Source organism: Xanthomonas arboricola pv. juglandis, from assembly GCF_001013475.1.
Lineage (GTDB): Bacteria > Pseudomonadota > Gammaproteobacteria > Xanthomonadales > Xanthomonadaceae > Xanthomonas > Xanthomonas arboricola.
Genome location: NZ_JZEF01000002.1, coordinates 1,106,095 through 1,122,601, shown reverse-complemented (window position 1 = coordinate 1,122,601; position 16,507 = coordinate 1,106,095). Strand labels below are relative to the sequence as shown.

The 16,507-nt window shown below is 68.1% G+C and carries 13 protein-coding genes and 1 other RNA gene; 5 read left to right on the top strand and 9 right to left on the bottom strand.

Going from position 1 to position 16,507, the window contains the following annotated elements:
- Position 1 precedes the first annotated feature (1 nt).
- The 4 genes from XARJCFBP2528_RS10130 to mraZ all read right to left on the bottom strand — a co-directional run bounded on the left by XARJCFBP2528_RS10130 (position 2) and on the right by mraZ (position 3,738).
- Positions 2-1,870 carry a peptidoglycan D,D-transpeptidase FtsI family protein gene (locus XARJCFBP2528_RS10130; RefSeq protein ID WP_016903085.1) on the bottom strand — a complete coding sequence of 623 codons (1,869 nt, stop codon included), beginning with the start codon at positions 1,868-1,870 and terminating at the stop codon, positions 2-4.
- An 82-nt stretch (positions 1,871-1,952) separates the two neighbouring features.
- Positions 1,953-2,216 (bottom strand): cell division protein FtsL, encoded by a 264-nt coding sequence (ftsL, locus tag XARJCFBP2528_RS10125; RefSeq protein WP_005991913.1) that lies wholly within the window; start codon positions 2,214-2,216, stop codon positions 1,953-1,955.
- The gene (gene rsmH, locus XARJCFBP2528_RS10120) at positions 2,213-3,268 is read right to left on the bottom strand and encodes a 16S rRNA (cytosine(1402)-N(4))-methyltransferase RsmH (RefSeq protein WP_016903086.1); all 1,056 of its coding nucleotides are present in this window, start codon (positions 3,266-3,268) and stop codon (positions 2,213-2,215) included. The genes ftsL and rsmH overlap by 4 nt, the downstream gene beginning before the upstream one ends.
- Before the next feature lie 14 nt (positions 3,269-3,282).
- Positions 3,283-3,738 (bottom strand): division/cell wall cluster transcriptional repressor MraZ, encoded by a 456-nt coding sequence (gene mraZ / locus XARJCFBP2528_RS10115; RefSeq protein WP_016903087.1) that lies wholly within the window; start codon positions 3,736-3,738, stop codon positions 3,283-3,285.
- A 314-nt stretch (positions 3,739-4,052) separates the two neighbouring features.
- Between mraZ and XARJCFBP2528_RS10110 the strand changes: the two genes are divergently transcribed.
- Entirely contained in the window at positions 4,053-4,826 is a 774-nt protein-coding gene (locus XARJCFBP2528_RS10110) for an NRDE family protein (RefSeq protein WP_016903088.1), read from the top strand.
- 307 nt (positions 4,827-5,133) lie between these two features.
- Here XARJCFBP2528_RS10110 and rnpB read toward each other — a convergent pair.
- Both rnpB and rsmI read right to left on the bottom strand, forming a co-directional pair.
- Positions 5,134-5,561: RNase P RNA component class A (rnpB, locus tag XARJCFBP2528_RS21655), an RNA gene on the bottom strand.
- Positions 5,562-5,724: 163 nt separating this feature from the next.
- Positions 5,725-6,546, bottom strand: coding sequence for a 16S rRNA (cytidine(1402)-2'-O)-methyltransferase (rsmI, locus tag XARJCFBP2528_RS10105; RefSeq protein ID WP_016903089.1), 822 nt, complete (start codon positions 6,544-6,546; stop codon positions 5,725-5,727).
- Positions 6,547-6,628: 82 nt separating this feature from the next.
- Here rsmI and XARJCFBP2528_RS10100 point away from each other — a divergent pair, with 82 nt between their 5' ends.
- From XARJCFBP2528_RS10100 to XARJCFBP2528_RS10085, 4 genes are read left to right on the top strand one after another with little or no spacing between them, the layout of a single operon-like run.
- Complete coding sequence (locus XARJCFBP2528_RS10100) at positions 6,629-8,359, top strand: penicillin-binding protein activator (protein WP_016903090.1); 1,731 nt, start codon at positions 6,629-6,631, stop codon at positions 8,357-8,359.
- A gap of 4 nt (positions 8,360-8,363) precedes the next feature.
- Positions 8,364-8,732, top strand: coding sequence for a YraN family protein (locus XARJCFBP2528_RS10095; protein WP_016903091.1), 369 nt, complete (start codon positions 8,364-8,366; stop codon positions 8,730-8,732).
- A 17-nt stretch (positions 8,733-8,749) separates the two neighbouring features.
- Positions 8,750-9,289: a metal-dependent hydrolase gene (locus tag XARJCFBP2528_RS10090; RefSeq protein WP_016903092.1), complete on the top strand. Its 540-nt coding sequence runs from the start codon at positions 8,750-8,752 to the stop codon at positions 9,287-9,289.
- Entirely contained in the window at positions 9,286-10,674 is a 1,389-nt protein-coding gene (locus XARJCFBP2528_RS10085) for an FAD-binding oxidoreductase (RefSeq protein ID WP_016903093.1), read from the top strand. Before XARJCFBP2528_RS10090 ends, XARJCFBP2528_RS10085 begins: the two co-directional genes overlap by 4 nt.
- 179 nt (positions 10,675-10,853) lie before the next feature.
- Here the strand turns inward: XARJCFBP2528_RS10085 and XARJCFBP2528_RS10080 are convergent, their stop codons facing one another.
- From XARJCFBP2528_RS10080 to XARJCFBP2528_RS10070, 3 genes are all read right to left on the bottom strand, one after another.
- Complete coding sequence (locus XARJCFBP2528_RS10080; protein ID WP_016903094.1) at positions 10,854-12,824, bottom strand: alpha/beta hydrolase family protein; 1,971 nt, start codon at positions 12,822-12,824, stop codon at positions 10,854-10,856.
- Between the two features lie 289 nt (positions 12,825-13,113).
- On the bottom strand, positions 13,114-13,830 hold the full coding sequence (locus XARJCFBP2528_RS10075; RefSeq protein ID WP_016903095.1) for a response regulator: 717 nt from the start codon (positions 13,828-13,830) through the stop codon (positions 13,114-13,116).
- The gene (locus XARJCFBP2528_RS10070; protein WP_016903096.1) at positions 13,820-16,480 is read right to left on the bottom strand and encodes a sensor histidine kinase; all 2,661 of its coding nucleotides are present in this window, start codon (positions 16,478-16,480) and stop codon (positions 13,820-13,822) included. Before XARJCFBP2528_RS10070 ends, XARJCFBP2528_RS10075 begins: the two co-directional genes overlap by 11 nt.
- Positions 16,481-16,507: the final 27 nt, after the last annotated feature.

Here is a 16,507-nt window from a genome sequence, read left to right as displayed (position 1 = left end):
CTCACTGGCGGCTCTCCTGCAACGGTGCAGGCTGGGCGGGTGCGGGCAATGCAGCCGGTGCGAGTGCGGTGGGAATACCCGCAGACACTTCATCCACAGGGTCCGGCACCAACGCTGGGTCCAGATCGGCCGGCTGCGGCTTGACCACCGGCTGCCCGGTCTTGCCGGCCGCCTGCGCGGCCAGCCACGACTGGATGTCGTCCGGCGGCACGTCCATCAGCCGCAGCGCGCCTTCCATTACCTTGTGGAACACCGGCGCCGACACCAGGCCGCCGTAATACACCTTGCCCTGCGGATCGTTGATCACGATGACGGTGGCAAAGCGCGGCCGCGTGGCCGGTACCAGACCGGCGAACAGCGCGTTGTAATGCCCACGCTCGTACCCGTTGGCGCCGTTCTTGCGCGCGGTACCGGTCTTGCCGGCCACGTGATAACCCAGGATCGCCGCGCCCTTGGCGCCGCCCTGGGTGACCACGGTTTCCATCATGTCGATGACCTGGCGCGCCACTTCCGGAGTGACCACCTGGCGGGTTTCGTTGTGCTGGCCGCGCACGAAGGTCGGCGGGGTCAGCTTGCCGCCGTTGCCCAGCGTGGCGTAGGCCTGCGCGATCTGCAGCGGCGTCACCGACAGGCCGTAGCCGTAGGACATGGTGGTCTTGGACGGGCCGCTCCAGCGCGCCGGCTGCAGCACCACGCCGGCCGATTCGCCGGGAAACCCGCTGTGCGGCGCAGCGCCGTAACCGAAGTTGCGGATCGACTGATAGAAGGTCTGGTCCGGCACCTTGGCGGCGATCTTGGCCGCGCCGATGTTGGAGCTGCGGGTGATCACGCCGGTGACATTGAGCACGCCGTTGTTGCGCGGCACATCGCGGATGGTGAAGCGCCCCACCGACATGTAGCCGGGGTTGGTGTCGATGACGGTGTCCTTGGTCACCACACCGGCGGTCAGCGCGGTGGCCACGGTCAGCGGCTTCATCGTCGAGCCCGGCTCGACCAGATCGGTGACCGCACGGTTGCGGCGCGCCGACGGGTTGATGCCGGTGACCGCGTTGGGGTTGTAGGTGGGCAGGTTGACCATCGCCAGCACTTCGCCGGTGGCCACATCCATCACCACCATCGACCCGCCGGCCGCATTGTTTTCGACCAGTGCGTTGCGCAGCTCCTTGTAGGCCAGGAACTGGATGCGGCGGTCGATGCTCAGCGTCAGGTCCTTGCCCGGCTGGGCCGGACGTACCAGATCCACGCTCTCCACGATCGCGCCGCGCGCATCGCGCACCACCTTCTTGGAGCCCGGCTTGCCGCGCAGCCATTCGTCAAAGGCCAGCTCCAGGCCTTCCTGGCCGCGGTCGTCGATATTGGTGAAGCCCAGCACGTGGGCCATCGCCTCGCCTTGCGGATAGAAGCGCCGGAACTCGCGCTGCGAGAACACACCGGGGATCTTCAGATCGACGATCGCATGTGCCTTGTCCGGGTTGATCCGGCGCTGCAGGTACATGAATTCCTTGCCAGCCTTCTGCGCCAGCTTGGCGTTCAACTCGTCCAGCGGCTGGCCGAGCGCCTTGGCCAGCTCGGGAATGCGGTCCGGGTTGCGCAACAGTTCCTGCGGATTGACCCAGATCGATTCCACCGGCGTGGACACCGCCAGCGGCTCGCCGTTGCGGTCGGTAATCATGCCGCGCGAGGTGGCGATCGGCAGTTCGCGCAGATAGCGCGCTTCGCCCTGGCGCTGGTAGAAATCGCGGTTGACCAGCTGCACGAACGCCGCCCGGCCGATCAGCGTCACCGAGCACAGGCCCAGCGCGATGCCGACCAGCGTCAGGCGGCCCCGCAGGTTGAAGTTGCTGCGCGCGCGGTTGCGGCCGGCCTTCATTCCGCACCTCCGTGTGCGCCACCCTGCGGGCAGCGACGCCGTGCAAAACGGCTGTCCTGCCGTTCGGTCACCTGCCGTCTGCTCATGGGCGCACCACCACGATGTCGTTGGTCTCCGGGAACTTCATCCCGATGCGCGCACGCGCAACCTGATCCACGCGATTGCTTTCCGCCCAGGTGGCCTGCTCCAGCTGCAGCCGGCCGAATTCGATATTCAATTCATCGCGCGTGTGCTCGAGCTTGGACAGCTGCACGAACAGCTTGCGATGCATGTGGCGCATGTACACGACCCCGATCGCCGAGGCGATGCTGCAGGCAAGCAGCACGATGAGCAGCAGGCGGCTCATGCGGCGTCTCCTTGAGAAGCCGGGAATCGGGATTCGGGATTCGGGATTCGTGAAGCAGCGGCACTGTTGCCTTTGCCCATTCCCGATTCCCCATTCCCCATTCCCAGCTTCTCGGCCACCCGCAACACGGCGCTGCGGGCGCGCGGGTTGACGCTCAGTTCGGCGTCGTCGGCCTTGATGGCGCCGCTGATCAGCTGCAGCGTCGGCACGAACGGCTGCGCTTCGGGCAGGCGGCGGTTGCTCGGCGGGGCCTTCGCGTAGCGGGCCATGAACTGCTTGACGATGCGGTCTTCCAGCGAGTGGAAGCTGATCACCGCCAGGCGGCCGCCCGGCTTGAGCGCGCCCAGGGCGGCGTCCAGGCCGGCTTCCAGATCGTCCAGCTCGCGGTTGATGTAGATGCGGATCGCTTGAAAGCTGCGCGTGGCCGGATGGGTCTTGCTGTCGCCGCGCGGCATCACCGAGGCGATCAGCTCGGCCAGTTGCGCGGTGCGCAGCAGCGGCTGTTCGGCGCGGCGGGCCACGATGGCGCGCGCGATGCGGCGGCTCTGGCGCTCTTCGCCATAGGTCCACAGCACGTCGGCGATGTCGCGGTCGCTGGCATGCGCCAGCCACTCGGCCGCGCTCTGGCCGGCGTCCGGATCCATGCGCATGTCCAGCGGGCCGTCCTTGCCGAAACTGAAACCGCGCCCGGCCACGTCCAGCTGCGGCGAGGACACGCCCAGATCCAGCAGGATGCCGTCGACGGTTGCCGCAGCGACCACCTGGCCGAGGCCGGCGAAGCTGCCGCGATGGATGGACACGCGCGCATCGTCACCGAACGACTGTTCGGCCACGGCGATCGCGTCGGGGTCCTTGTCCATCACCAGCAGTCGACCTCCCGGGCCAAGATGTTGCAGCACGCCACGGGCGTGTCCGCCACGTCCGAACGTGCCATCGAGATAGGTTCCGTTTTCGATCACCTGCAGGCCGTCCAGAACCTGCGTGTACAGCACCGGCACATGGGCCGCCGGTGGCTGCGACACCGGGTGACCGGGCTGCGCTTCACCGCGCATCCGGGCACCCCGGCTCACAACCTGAGATCGAGCAATTCATCGCCCAGATCCCCGTCAGACAATGTCTGCTGGATCAGTGCGCGATGTGCCTGCTCGCTCCAGAGTTCGAATTTGTCGCCCATGCCCAGCAGCACGGCCTTCTTCTCGATGCCGACCGCATTGCGGTGGCTGGCCGGGATGCTCAGACGGCCATTGGCGTCCAGCTCCAGCACTGCGGAAGAACCCACCAGTTTCTGCTGCAGCGTGCGGACCACGCGCTGGGTATTGGGCTTGGACATCACATCGTCACGCACCCGCTCCCACTCCTTTTCCGCATACAGCCACAGGCATCCGGCTTCGAACGGGTTGTAGGTGAGCACCAGGCGATTGCCGCTCACGCGCGTGACCAGGTCGCGGTATGCGGTTGGCACCGCCATACGCCCCTTGTCGTCCACCGTGATGGCAGTCTCGCCCTGAAACACCGAATACAACCTCGAATACCCGCTGGGGGATCATTGAACCACGAAAAACCACAAAACACCTGGTTTTCCCTCCGTTGCCCACCTTAGCAGCGCGTCAAAGGTTGTCAACAACTTTGAAGGTCACAAATCGCCAGTCGCATCAATGAGTTGCAGCACTCTTTAGAGACTTGTTCAAAGGTTATCCACAAGTTGCTGTTTCATCTCAGATTTTGAGATTGAACAAAAATTCAGGGGCGTGAAGGCCATGTAAACCCGACCGCAGTCTCACTTCACACTGCGCCAGCTGCACATGGGCATTGCGCAAACAGGCGACAATCAGACCTATGTGCCTGGTCGCTCTTGCCTGGAAAACCCACCCGCGTTGGCGCCTGCTGCTGGCGGGCAACCGCGATGAATTCCATGACCGGCCGACCGCTGCGCTGGCGCGCTGGCCGGCACCCGCCGACGGCATTCTGGCGGGCCGCGATCTGCGCTCGGGCGGCAGTTGGGTGGGGTTGGGCAGCGACGGCCGCGCCGCGGTAGTGACCAATGTGCGCGACCCGCTCGCCACTGCGTCCGGCCGCTCGCGCGGACATCTCATTGCCGACTACCTGGCCGGCAGCCTGGACGCTGCCGTGTACGCCGGCGACCTTGCAGCGGCCGCGCATGAATTCCCGCCATTCAATCTATTGCTGTGCGACGCCGAGCGCTGCGAACACCTCAGCAACCACCCGCCGTTGGCACGCACGCTGGCGCCGGGCATCCACGGCATGTCCAACGGCCCGCTGGATGCGCACTGGCCCAAGACCACTGCACTGACTGCAGTCCTGCACGACTGGTGCGCGGCAGGCAGTGACGACCTGCAACCGCTGTGGAGCGCCCTGGGCAACCCCGCCATCGCGCCCGACGCCGCCCTGCCCCACACCGGCGTGGACCTGCCCACCGAACGCCTGCTCTCGGCCGCCTTCATCAACGGCTCCAGCTACGGCACCCGCGCCAGCACCATCGTCGCGGTGGACCATCAGGGCAGCGGCTTCATCCACGAACGCCGCTTCGGCCCCGCCGGGATCTTCCAGGGCGAAACGCGGCTGGACATCGTCGGGACGCGTCGACGATGACTGCCGCAACCAGCGCACATTGATCGCAGCCAAGGCAAGGCGCCCAGCAACGCACCCGAGTGCAAGCCCCCTTGAGTCAAGGGGGCGCGGCGACAGCCGCGGGGTTCTGGCGTGCCCGGAGCGGGGCACGCGTTTTGTATTGCCGAAGGCGGTACCAAGCGTGGGTGTCTTCTTGGGGCGAACACCCAAAGAAGGCAGCGACACAGCCGCGGGGGTTCTGGCATGCCCGGAGCGGGGCCCGCGTTTTGTACTGCCGAAGGCAGTACGAAGCGTGGGTGTCTTCTTTGGGCAAACGCCCGAAAGAAGGTGGCGGAGCCGGCCGGTAAGCCGGGTTCTGTCGTGGACAGTCATTCGTCTAGGCGCTACGTCACCGCAGCGCTCAAGCAACCTACCCGGATCCAGCGCGGGCCACGCCAATGGATCCCTATTTGGTCTTGCTCCAGGTGGGGTTTGCCGTGCCGGTCCGTTACCGGACTCGCGGTGCGCTCTTACCGCACCATTTCACCCTTACCGGCCCCTCGCCACCCCTCTACTGCCTCCGAACGCACCTGGCGATGCTGATGCATCGCCGACACGTATCAGTGGCGGCAGAGGGGTGACGAGGGACGTAGGCGGTATCTTTCTGTTGCACTTTCCGTCGGCTTGCGCCGCCCAGGCATTACCTGGCACCTTGCCCTATGGAGCCCGGACTTTCCTCGGCACTCTTGCGAGTGACGCGACTGTCTGGCCGACTCCGCCGGGGCGCACTATACGCTATCGCCACCGTGCAGAACGGCGCCGCGAGCCGGCCCCGCCATCGCCGGCAGGCCCGCAATTGCCCGTAGGAGCGCACCCGGGCGCGAGAGGCCCTACCAAGAAAAATCCCACTACAGGTCAACGCGCTCCTGCAACAGCACGCCTACCCGCCATACAAGGCCTTGCGCGGCGCACCGGTCAGCTCGGCGGCCAGCTTGGCGGCGGTGGACGGCGGCAGGTGTTCGGCCAGCTTGGCGTAGACGCGGCGGCCTTCGGCCAGCTGGCCTTCGGCGGCGTCGGCGGCGCCCTGCACCATCACCACGAACTCGCCCTTGCGCTGGTTGTCGTCGGCTTCGACCCTGGCCTGCAGCTCGGCCAGGGTGCCGTCGAGCACGGTTTCGAACAGCTTGGTCAGCTCGCGGGCGATCACCGCCGGACGCTCGTCGCCGAAGGCTCCGCGCAGGTCGGCCAGCGACTCGACGATGCGGTGCGAGGACTCGTAGAACACCAGGGTGCGGGTTTCGCCGGCCAGGTGCGCCAGGCGCTCGCGGCGGGCGGCGCTCCTGGCCGGCAGAAACCCTTCGAAGCCGAAACGGTCGCTGGGCAGGCCGGCCACGCTGAGCGCGGCGATGGCGGCGCAGGCACCCGGCACCGGGCTGACCCGGATTCCCCCCGCACGTGCGGCGCGCACCAGCTTGAAGCCGGGGTCGCTGACCAGCGGGGTGCCGGCGTCGCTGACGATGGCCAACGACTCGCCCTCGCGCAGGCGCGCGACGATGCGCTCGGACATGGCCTCTTCGTTGTGGTCGTGCAGGGCCAGCAACGGGCGGTCGATGCCGAAATGGCCGAGCAGCTGGCGGGTATGGCGGGTGTCTTCGGCGCAGATCGCGGCCACGCCACGCAGCACCTCCTGCGCACGCGGCGACAGGTCGGCCAGGTTGCCGATCGGCGTGGCGACCACGTGCAGGGTTCCGGGGGAGGTCATCAACGGTATTCCGTAGGGCAAAGGGTAGAATCGTAGCGTTTTTAACGGTCCGCCCCGGCGGGCCCCGTCCAATGGATCTGAAATGAACAAGCGTGTTGCAAGGATCTCCGCCCTGTCGCTGATGGTGATGCTGGCCGCCGGCTGCGCCACCAGCAGCGTGACCCAGACCGCCTCGCCGACCCAGAGCGCGGCGCTGGCGTTGCTGGACCAGGGCAAGCCGCGCGAGGCGGCGCAGCAACTGGAAGCCGAGGCGGCCAGCGCCAGCGGTGCGCAGCGCAGCCGCCTGCTGGCCGCATCTGCATTCGGCTGGCACGACGCCGGCGATGACGCACGTGCGCGCACGCTGCTGGCGCAGGTCACCCCGCGCCATCTCAGCGGCGAAGACCGCGCCCGCTTCGCGCTGCTGACCGGCGAGCTGGCGGTGATCGACAAGCAGGCCGCGCAGGCGCTGCAGGCCCTGGGCGACAGCCCGCAAGGCCTGCCGCAGCCGCTGCAGACCCGCTGGCTGCTGGCACGCGCAGCCGCACTGGAAGGCACCGGCGACCTGTTCGGGGCCGCCGCCGACCGCGCACGCGCCGACGCCAGCCTGACCGGCACCCCGCGCAGCGAGAACCAGCGCGCGATCGTGCGCCTGCTCGCCGCACTCGACGATGCCACGCTGAAGGGCCGCACCGCGGCGCTGCCGGCGGGCGACCCGCTGTACAACTTTGCCGGCCGCGCCTTGATCAGCCGCGGGCTGGCGCTGCCGCGCGCGTTCGATCGCGACGCGCAATGGGGCTTTGACACCAGCAAGCGCCCGCCGGCCGAACGCGACGGCTATCGCCCGCCGGTCAAGCTGGGCGTGCTGCTGCCGCTCAGCGGCAGTCTGGCGACCGCCTCGGCGCCGGTGCGCGACGGCCTGCTGGCCGGTTACTACGCCGAAACCCGCCGCCGCCCGGAACTGCGCTTCTTCGATACCGCCGGCACCGCCGCCGGCGCCAATGCCGCCTACGACAAGGCGGTGAGCGCCGGGGTCGACTACGTGGTCGGCCCGCTGGGTCGCGACGAGGTCAGCGCGGTGTTCGCACGCGGCCAGCTGCCGGTGCCGGTGCTGGCGCTCAACCGCCCCACCGACAACAAGGCACCGCCCAGCGGCAGCGCCGGCTTCTCGCTGGCGCCGGAAGACGACGGCATCATGGCCGCCGAATATCTGCTTTCGCGCGAGCGCCGCAACGTGTTGATCGTCGGCACCAGCGACGACAACGGCAAGCGCACCATCAAGGCCTTCCGCGACCGCTTCACCGAACGCGGCGGCAGCGTGGCCGGAAGCATCAGCGTGGCCGAGGTACCGGGCGATATCGGTGCACAGCTGCGCAACTACGGTGCTGCCGATGCGGTGTTCCTGGCGGTGCGCGGCAACACCGCGCGCGCGCTGGCGCCGCAACTGGCGTTGAGCGGATTCGCCGGCAAGTCGCGCGTGGGCACCTCGCAGCTGGTGGCCGGCACCGGCAAGGTCGAAGACGACCTGGCCCTGGACGGCATCATCTACCCGAGCGAGACCTGGACCGCGCTGGGCGTGTCCGGGCTGCCGGCCTCGACCCAGGTCGCCAGCACGCTGCCCAGCGCACGCGGACCCGGCGCGCGCCTGTTCGCGTTCGGCTACGACGCCTGGAAGATCAGCGCATATCTGGAAAAACTCGCCACCGGCACCGATGGCGGCCTGCGCGGCGCTACCGGCACGCTGCATCTGGATGGCTTCGGCAACGTGCTGCGCACTCCGGCCTGGTCCACCTTCAACGGTGGCCGCCCGGTGCCGATCGCCGACGGCCGTTGACGCCATGCCGGCAGCGCGCCAGCAGCGGGGTGCGGCGGTGGAGGCGGCCGCACGCGCGCTGCTGGAGCAGGCCGGGTTGCGGCTGGTGGTGGGCAATGCCAACTACCGCGGCGGCGAACTGGATCTGGTGATGCGCGACGGCCAGGCGCTGGTGTTCGTGGAAGTGCGTTATCGCCGCGACAACCGCTTCGGCGGCGGCGCGGCATCGGTGGATGCGCGCAAGCGCCGCAAGCTGGTGCTGGCCGCGCAATTGTTCCTTGCCCATCACCCGGCACTGGCGACCTTGCCGTGCCGCTTCGATGTGGTGGAAGCCAGCGGCGAGCCGCCGGTGCTGAACTGGATCCGCGACGCCTTCCGCGCCGACGATTGCTGACGAACGACTCACGCGCGATGCCCACCATCATCACCCATGCCGCGGTGCCGCTGGCGCTCTGGTGCGCCAGTGAACGCGGCCGCCTGTCGCCGCGCCTGCTCGGTGCCGGCGTCGTCGCGGCGATGTTGCCCGATGCCGATGTGCTGGCGTTCGCGTTGCATGTTCCGTATGCGGATGCGTTCGGCCATCGCGGTGCCAGCCACTCGTTGTTGTTCGCCGGGCTGATCGCGCTGCTGGGTGGTGCTGCGCATCGCCTGTTGCGTGCGGACGCACTGCAGGCAGCAGCGTTCTTGTTCGTCTGCGCCGCATCGCACCCGCTGCTGGATGCGATGACCTCCGGCGGCCTGGGCGTTGCACTGACCTGGCCCTGGAGCGAGGCACGCTGGTTCGCGCCCTGGCGGCCGATTCGCGTGTCGCCCTTCGCCAACGGTTTCTTCAATGCGCGCGGCCTTGCCACGCTGCTCTCCGAGCTGCGCTGGGTCTGGCTGCCGCTCACCGTCGCGGTGCTGGGATGGAAATGCATCCAGCGCGCGGCACCACAGGATCACACTTCATGACCGATGTGCTTCCCACTGCCCTGGCCGCGTTGCTGGCCGCGCGGCTTGGCCCCGATGGCTGGTTGACCGGCGACGACGCGCGGCGCCGCTATGGCGAGGACGATTCGCGCCGCTGGGCATTGCCCGCCGCCGTCGCCTTGCCGGGCGATACCGAGGATGTGGTGGCGATCGTGCAGGCCTGCCGCGCGCATGGCGTGCCGATCGTGGCGCGCGGCGCCGGCACCGGCACCACCGGTGCGGCGGTGCCGTTTTCCGGCGGCGTGGTGGTGTCGATGGCACGCATGGATCGCATCCTTGCGCTGCGTCCGGCCGATCGCTGCGCCATCGTGCAACCGGGTCTGCTCAACGGCCAATTGCAGCAGGCCTTGCAGCCGCATGGCCTGTTCTGGCCGCCGGATCCGTCCAGCGCGGACATCTGCAGCGTCGGCGGCAATCTGGCCACCAATGCCGGCGGCCCGCGCGCGGTGAAATACGGCGCCACCCGCGACAACGTGCTCGGTCTGGTCGCTGTGACCGGCACCGGCGAGGTGATCCGCTGCGGCGGCGCGTATACGAAAAATTCCACCGGCTACGACCTGACACATCTGCTGGTCGGCAGCGAAGGCACCCTGGCGATCATCGTCGAAGCGACCTTGAAGCTGACGCCGCGCGCGGTCGCGCAAGCCGGCGTGCGCGCGCTGTATCGCGATGCTTCCAGCGCCGCGGCGGCGGTCTCGCGCATCATGGCGCAACCGACCACGCCGACGATGCTGGAATTCATGGACGCCAGTGCGATCGCATTACTGCGCCGCAACGGCAGCGATGTGCCCGAGGCCGGCGCGATGCTACTGATCGAAGCCGATGGCGATCACGACACCCTGCCCTACGCATTGCAGGCCTTGCACGATGCCGCCGACGGCGAGGGCGTGGTGAGCCTGGACGTGGCCGCCGATGGCAGCGCGCGCGACAGGTTGTGGGCCGCGCGGCGTGCGCTGTCGCCGGCATTGCGCACGATCAAGCCGGGCAAGATCAACGAGGACGTGGTGGTGCCGGTCTCGCGCATCCCCGAACTGGTGGCCGGCGTGGAAGCGCTTGCCGCCGAGTTCGCGTTGCCGATCGTCGCCTTCGGCCATGCCGGCAACGGCAACCTGCACGTCAACATCATGTACGACCCGGCCGATGCCGACGAACACGCGCGCGCACACGCCGCATTGCCACGCCTGTTTGCGCTGGTGCTGGCACTGGAAGGCACGCTCTCCGGCGAGCATGGCATCGGCGTGGCCAAGCGCGACTTCATGGCCCAGGCCTTCAGCGCACCAACGCTGGCGGCGATGCGTGCGATCAAGGCCGCGCTGGATCCGGACGGGATTCTCAACCCGGGCAAGGTGTTGCCACCCGTTGAGTGACCCGCTTGCAGCGTTGCAGCTGGATTGCCGAACGTGATCCGGAGAATGCTGCACTGGCCTGGCTCGTTTCCGGGGTCGGAGAGCGCAGTGCGCCGATGGCACGATCATCGGCGTCGAAGTCGAAGGCGAGAGAGTGTCCGCCGCAGCAACGATGAGCTGCGGATCAGCACCCCCGCAACTCAACGCAACTGCGCATCCAGCCAATCCAGCACGCGCTGCTGCACATCCACGCCATGCTCGGTTTCGTAAAACCAGTGCGGGCCACGCGGGTAGGTCACCTGCTCGACCGCTGTGCCCTGCAGTTTCAGCGCGCGGTACAACATGTCGCCTTGCGATGGCGGTACGCGTCGGTCGGCCTGCCCATGCAGGATCAGCACCGGCACCTGCACCTTGTCGGCGTAGCGTATCGGCGAGTGTGCGTCGTATTCGACACGGTTGCGCACCGGGTCGCCGAAATAGCCTGGCAGGTAATCGGGCACATCGGTGGTCAATGCCATGGCGCCGATATCGACCACCCCTGCACCGACGATGGCGGTCCTGAAGCGCGATGACTGCGTCACCGCCCATGCGGACAGATACCCGCCATAGCTCCAGCCGCCGATGGCCAGACGCGCAGGATCGATCACGCCTTCGCGTTCGAGTTGGTCCACGCCGTCGAGCACATCCTGAAAATCCGCACCGCCCCAGTCGTGGCGCGCCAGCTCGGTAAACGCCGCACCCTGCCCTTCGGAACCGCGCGGGTTGGGCAACAGCACCGCGTAGCCATGGGTGGACAGCAGTTGCGCCCAGTCATGCCAGGACCCCAACCAGCCGGACGCCCAGGCAGCTCCCGGTCCCCCGTGGATCTGCACCAAGGTCGGCAACGGCGTTCCCGCCTTCCAGCCGGGCGGCGTGACCAATACGCCCGCGATCGACCGCCCATCGCGCGATGAAGTCCAGTTCAATTCGCGCAGCTGGCCATGCGCCCAGGTGGCGACCTGTGGATTGGCGTTACTGCGCTGCGCGAGCTGACCAGCGCGTAACGTCCAGACCTCGGCAGGCTGGTCATCACGCAGACCGAGATAGGCGATATCGCCATTGCGCGCAACGGTGAATGCCTGATACGGAATCTGCGGCCGGGCAAGCGGCTTCCAGCGCCCGCTGTCGGCATCGATGCGCAGAAAGGCGCCACGTACGCCTTGCAACCCTTCGCCGATCAAGTTGCTGTCGTTTTGCCAGCGCGCCAGCCACAAGGTGCCGGGCCAGTCCTGTGCCAGCACCACACGCCGCTGACTGCGCAGCTGCTGCACCACCAGATGCGCCACCATGCCGTGCTCGCCAAGTTGCCCATACAGCAGCCGGCTGCCATCCGGTGACCATTGCAATGGCAATGCCGAGGCATGCGGCTCCAGCACCGCACCAAGCACGCCGTCCTGCAGCGCCAACAGCTGCACGCGCGATGCGTACCAATAGTCGTTGAGCGTGGTGCCGTCGGACACGCGCAGCGCCAGTTGCCGGCCGTCCGGTGACCAGGCGAGGTCGTGCACCTGCAGGCCGGGCGGTGTCAGCACACGCGTCTGGCCGCTGTGCAGATCACGCACCCACACCCGTGAAAACCGGGTTGGCCGCTCGATCTGCACGGCATCGCGCTTTGCGTCCGCATCGGCCGTTGCCTGCGCGGTGGGCGGATCCAGCGCCAGGTACGCGATCTGGCGCGCATCGGGCGACAGCGAGAACTCACTGACCTCGCCTGCCGAACGCGTCAGCAGCTGCGGTGCCGACCCTCCGATCTGTTGCCAGACCTGAGCTGGCGCCAGTTGCTCGCGGGTGGCGTCGTCCGGCAACGGCCGCGTCGACAGGAAGAGCAGCCTTCGGCCATCCGCAGACCAGCGTGGATGCTGGTCGTTGGCCTCATCGCTTGAGGGCATCGACACTGCGGCAGCGGTACCGCGTGCGGGTATCTGCCAAATCTTGCTGAGCGGCAGCTTGCCTTGCGCCTGCGGGATGGCGACGGTGTAGGCGATGCGGCGACCATCCGGACTGATCTGGGGGTCGCCCACGCTACGCAGCTGCATGATCTGCGCAGGCGTCGGCACGGTCTGTGCAAACGCGCAGCCGCTCAACAACAGCCAAGCCGACAACAGCCACAACACACCGAAGCGATACCGCATGTCACCCACCTCTTCCAAATGTCGACGCATGCTGCGCCGCGCATGTTGGCATGCCATTAGCGGCGGCGTGAAAGCACTTGCAACGCGTTCCAGACCATGTCCTTGGCCCGCGCCTGGTCTCGTTCCAGGGCATCCCCATCAGGGCGAGACCCTGGCCGCATTGCACCCACGTGCTTGCGGACTCCCGCATCGCGCGATCGAATGCTCACCCGGCTTTGCACCGTTCGGGACAACCGGATCTCGCTCAAGCTGTCTGCGCCGTCGCCACAAAACAGCTGTGCTGCGCTGCTCAGCGCGTCACCCCGATAAAGCGCAAACCCACGCCCGGTTCGGTGACGATGTAGTGCGGGTCGGCGGCATCGTCGTGCAGTTTCTGGCGCAGCTTGCCGACCAGGATGCGCAGGTAATGGGTGTCTTCCTCGTGGGTGGGGCCCCACACCTCGCGCAGCAGTTGTGGCTGGGTGACCACGCGGCCGGCGTGCTTGAGCAGCAGCGCGAGCAAGGCGTATTCCTTGCGGCTCAAGGGCACCGCCTCGCCATCGAGGGTGACCTCGCGCAGGCCCAGGTGGATGTGCAGGCGGCCGTCATCGAACACGCTCTCTTCCACCGTGCTGCCGGCGCCGGCCTGGCGCAGTAGCGCACGGATGCGCGCCATCAGTTCCTGCACGCCGAACGGCTTGGTGACGTAGTCGTTGGCGCCGGCATCGAGCGCGGCGACCTTTTCGGTTTCGCCGGCGCGCACGGTGAGCATGATCACCGGCACGTTGGACCACTGGCGGATCTCGCGCAGCACCTCGTGGCCGTCGCGATCGGGCAGGCCGATGTCCAGCACCACCAGTTCGGCGCCCTGCCCGGCCAGCGTGGCCAAGCCTTCCTCGGCGGTGCCGGCCTGCAGCACGCGGTAACCCTGCGCACGCAGGCTGATGTCGAGAAAGCGGCGGATCTGCGGCTCGTCGTCGACGATCAGCACGCGGGCAGGCGGGATGGCAGTGGGGTCAGTCGGCATCGGGGCGAGGTGGCGCGGCGGGAACGAGCAACGGCAGCGTAATGCGGATCGTGGTGCCGTGACCATCGGCACCGGCCAGCGCCTCCACGCTGCCGCCATGCGCGCCGATCATGCCCTGGCAGATGGTCAGGCCCAGCCCGGTGCCGTGACGGCCGCGGTCGCCACGCTCCACGCTGTAGAACATGTCGAAAATGCGCGCGCGCTCGTCCTCGGGAATGCCGGGACCCTGGTCGCCGATATCGATCTGCAAGGCGCCAGCCTGCAGCCGCGCCTGCACGGTGACGGCAACACCCGCTGGCGAAAATTTCGCCGCATTCTCCAGCACGTTGAAGATGGCTTGTTCCACCAGTGCCGGGTGCACCCAGATCGCCGGCAGGTCGGCGGCCAGCTCCAGTTGCAGGCGCACCGCCGGCTGGTAGCGCTGCAGCCGCCGCGTGGCCGAGCCGATCAACTCGTCCACGCCGATCCAGTCGCGCTTCAAGGTCAGCCCGGTGTGGCCGAGCCGGGTCATGTCGAGCAGGTTCTGGATGTAGCGATCCAGCCGCTCGCCTTCGAGCTGGATGGTGTCGAGCAGGCTGTGGCGATCCTGCGCGTCCATCGCATCGCCGTAGCTGGCCAGGCTGCTGGCCGAGCCGATCATCGACGCCAGCGGCGAGCGCAGATCGTGCGAGACCGAGGACAGCAATGCCGAGCGCAGGCGCTCGGTTTCGCCACTGACGCGCGCGCCTTCCAGATCGGCGACCAGGCGCGTGCGCAGCGCCGCCTGGCCGATGTCCTCCACCATCGCTTCGGCCAGCCGACGCTCCTCCAGGCCGGGCCGCTGCACGCTCTGACGAAAGCGCAGCGCGGCCACCCCCAGGCTGCCGCGTTCGTGCCGCACCGGCAGGCACCACCACTGCGCGCCGGCCAGCGTATCGGTGAAACGGCCGGCCGGCTGACCGTGGCGCTGGGTCCAGTCCGCCGCGCTGCGATCGAGTGCACCGAAGCTGGCCGGCGCATCGCTTTCGCGCTGCTCCAGGCGCAACCAGGCCTCGGCATCCAGGGCCGTGGCCAGCGCGCGACGGCCGGCTTCCAGCACCTGCCCCAGATCGGCGGCGGTGCTCAGTTCGCGGGCCAGCGTCTGCAGCGCATTGGCATGCGCATTGGCAGCGCGCAAGGCCAGCACCTGGCTGCGCAGGCGCGAGGCCAGGCGGCCGGCGACCAGGGCGGCGATCAGGAACAGGCACACCGTCACCACGCCCTGGCGCGCGCTGATGTGCAGGGTGAAGCGCGGTTCGATGAAGAAGAAGTTGTAGGCGACAAAACTCAGCAGCGCGGCGATCACCGCGGCAGCCATGCGCGTGCGCGAGGCCACCAGCACCACCGCGACGATGAACACCATCGACAGGTCGTCGATGTCGGTCCAGCGCTGGATCACCCACGCCACTGCGACCGCGGCAGCGGCGGCGATCGCCGCGAAGGCCAGGTCGTAACGCTGCAGCCACTGGCGCGGATTGCGCCAACGCTGGCGTGCGCGTGCACGCGCATCGGCGGAACTGACGATGACCAGTTCGTAATGCGCGCCACGCTGCAGCAGTTGCTGGGTCAGCGTGCGGTTGAACATGCGCGCCAGCGGGCGTTCGCGCGTGCGCCCCAGCACCAGCGTGGACACGCCGTTTTGCGCGGCGAAATCCAGCAACGCCTCGGCGACGTTGGCGCCGTGCAGCAGCGCGGTATCGCCCCCCAGGCGGCGTGTCAGTGCGAAGGCGCGGTCGATCTCCAGCTGCCAGGCGGCGTCGGCCACGGTGCGCGTCTGCACGGTGACCACCGTCCACGGGGCATCGCGTCTTTCGGACAACCGCCGCGCCACCCGCACCAGATAATCCGAGCTGCCACGCCCATCGATGGCCACCACCACGCGGCGACGCAAGGCGGCGGTCCCCGGCAAACCGCGTGCGGCCTGGGTGTCGCGCAGATCGCTGTCGACGCGGTCGGCCGCGGTCTGCATCGCCAGCTCGCGCAGCGCGGTGAGGTTGGAAGGCGAAAAGAACGCCTGCAAGGCCTGCGTCGCCTGCTCGGGCAGATACACCTTGCCCTGCTGCAGGCGCTCGATCAGTTCGCGCGGTGGCAGGTCCACCAGCACGATGTCGCGCAGGCGGTCGAACACCGCATCGGGCACGGTTTCGGACACGCGCACGCCGGTGATGCGCAGCACGATGTCGTTGAGGCTTTCCAGGTGCTGGATGTTGACCGTGGTGTAGACATCGATGCCGGCATCGAGCAGTTCCACGATGTCCTGCCAGCGCCGCTCGTGCCGGCTGCCCGGCACGTTGCGATGGGCCAGCTCGTCGATCAGCGCCAGCTTCGGCTTGCGCGCCAGCAACGCGTCCAGGTCGAGTTCTTCCAGCTCCCGGCCCTGGTAGTTGATGCGGGTGCGCGGCAGCAGCGGCAGGCCATCCAGCAGTGCCGCGGTTTCGCTGCGGCCATGGGTTTCCACCACCCCGGCCACCACGTCCATGCCCTGGCGCAGGCGCTCGCGCGCCCGCGACAGCATGGCGTAGGTCTTGCCCACCCCGGGCGCCGCGCCCAGAAACACGGTCAGGCGCCCGCCATGTTCGCGCTGCAGTTCGCCGATCAGCGCGTCGGCTTGTTGGGTGCGGGCGTCAATCATCGGGAATGGGGAATGGGGAATGGGGAA

Excerpts from the sequence above, each read along its gene's own strand:
- XARJCFBP2528_RS10110 (WP_016903088.1), top strand. The coding sequence starts at position 4,053 with ATGTGCCTGGTCGCTCTTGCCTGGAAAACCCACCCGCGTTGGCGCCTG.
- XARJCFBP2528_RS10085 (WP_016903093.1), top strand. The coding sequence starts at position 9,286 with ATGACCGATGTGCTTCCCACTGCCCTGGCCGCGTTGCTGGCCGCGCGG.
- XARJCFBP2528_RS10080 (WP_016903094.1), bottom strand. The coding sequence starts at position 12,824 with ATGCGGTATCGCTTCGGTGTGTTGTGGCTGTTGTCGGCTTGGCTGTTG.
- XARJCFBP2528_RS10075 (WP_016903095.1), bottom strand. The coding sequence starts at position 13,830 with ATGCCGACTGACCCCACTGCCATCCCGCCTGCCCGCGTGCTGATCGTC.
- XARJCFBP2528_RS10100 (WP_016903090.1), top strand. The coding sequence starts at position 6,629 with ATGAACAAGCGTGTTGCAAGGATCTCCGCCCTGTCGCTGATGGTGATG.
- XARJCFBP2528_RS10070 (WP_016903096.1), bottom strand. The coding sequence starts at position 16,480 with ATGATTGACGCCCGCACCCAACAAGCCGACGCGCTGATCGGCGAACTG.
- rsmH (WP_016903086.1), bottom strand. The coding sequence starts at position 3,268 with ATGCGCGGTGAAGCGCAGCCCGGTCACCCGGTGTCGCAGCCACCGGCG.
- XARJCFBP2528_RS10095 (WP_016903091.1), top strand. The coding sequence starts at position 8,364 with ATGCCGGCAGCGCGCCAGCAGCGGGGTGCGGCGGTGGAGGCGGCCGCA.
- XARJCFBP2528_RS10130 (WP_016903085.1), bottom strand. The coding sequence starts at position 1,870 with ATGAAGGCCGGCCGCAACCGCGCGCGCAGCAACTTCAACCTGCGGGGC.
- rsmI (WP_016903089.1), bottom strand. The coding sequence starts at position 6,546 with ATGACCTCCCCCGGAACCCTGCACGTGGTCGCCACGCCGATCGGCAAC.
- XARJCFBP2528_RS10090 (WP_016903092.1), top strand. The coding sequence starts at position 8,750 with ATGCCCACCATCATCACCCATGCCGCGGTGCCGCTGGCGCTCTGGTGC.
- ftsL (WP_005991913.1), bottom strand. The coding sequence starts at position 2,216 with ATGAGCCGCCTGCTGCTCATCGTGCTGCTTGCCTGCAGCATCGCCTCG.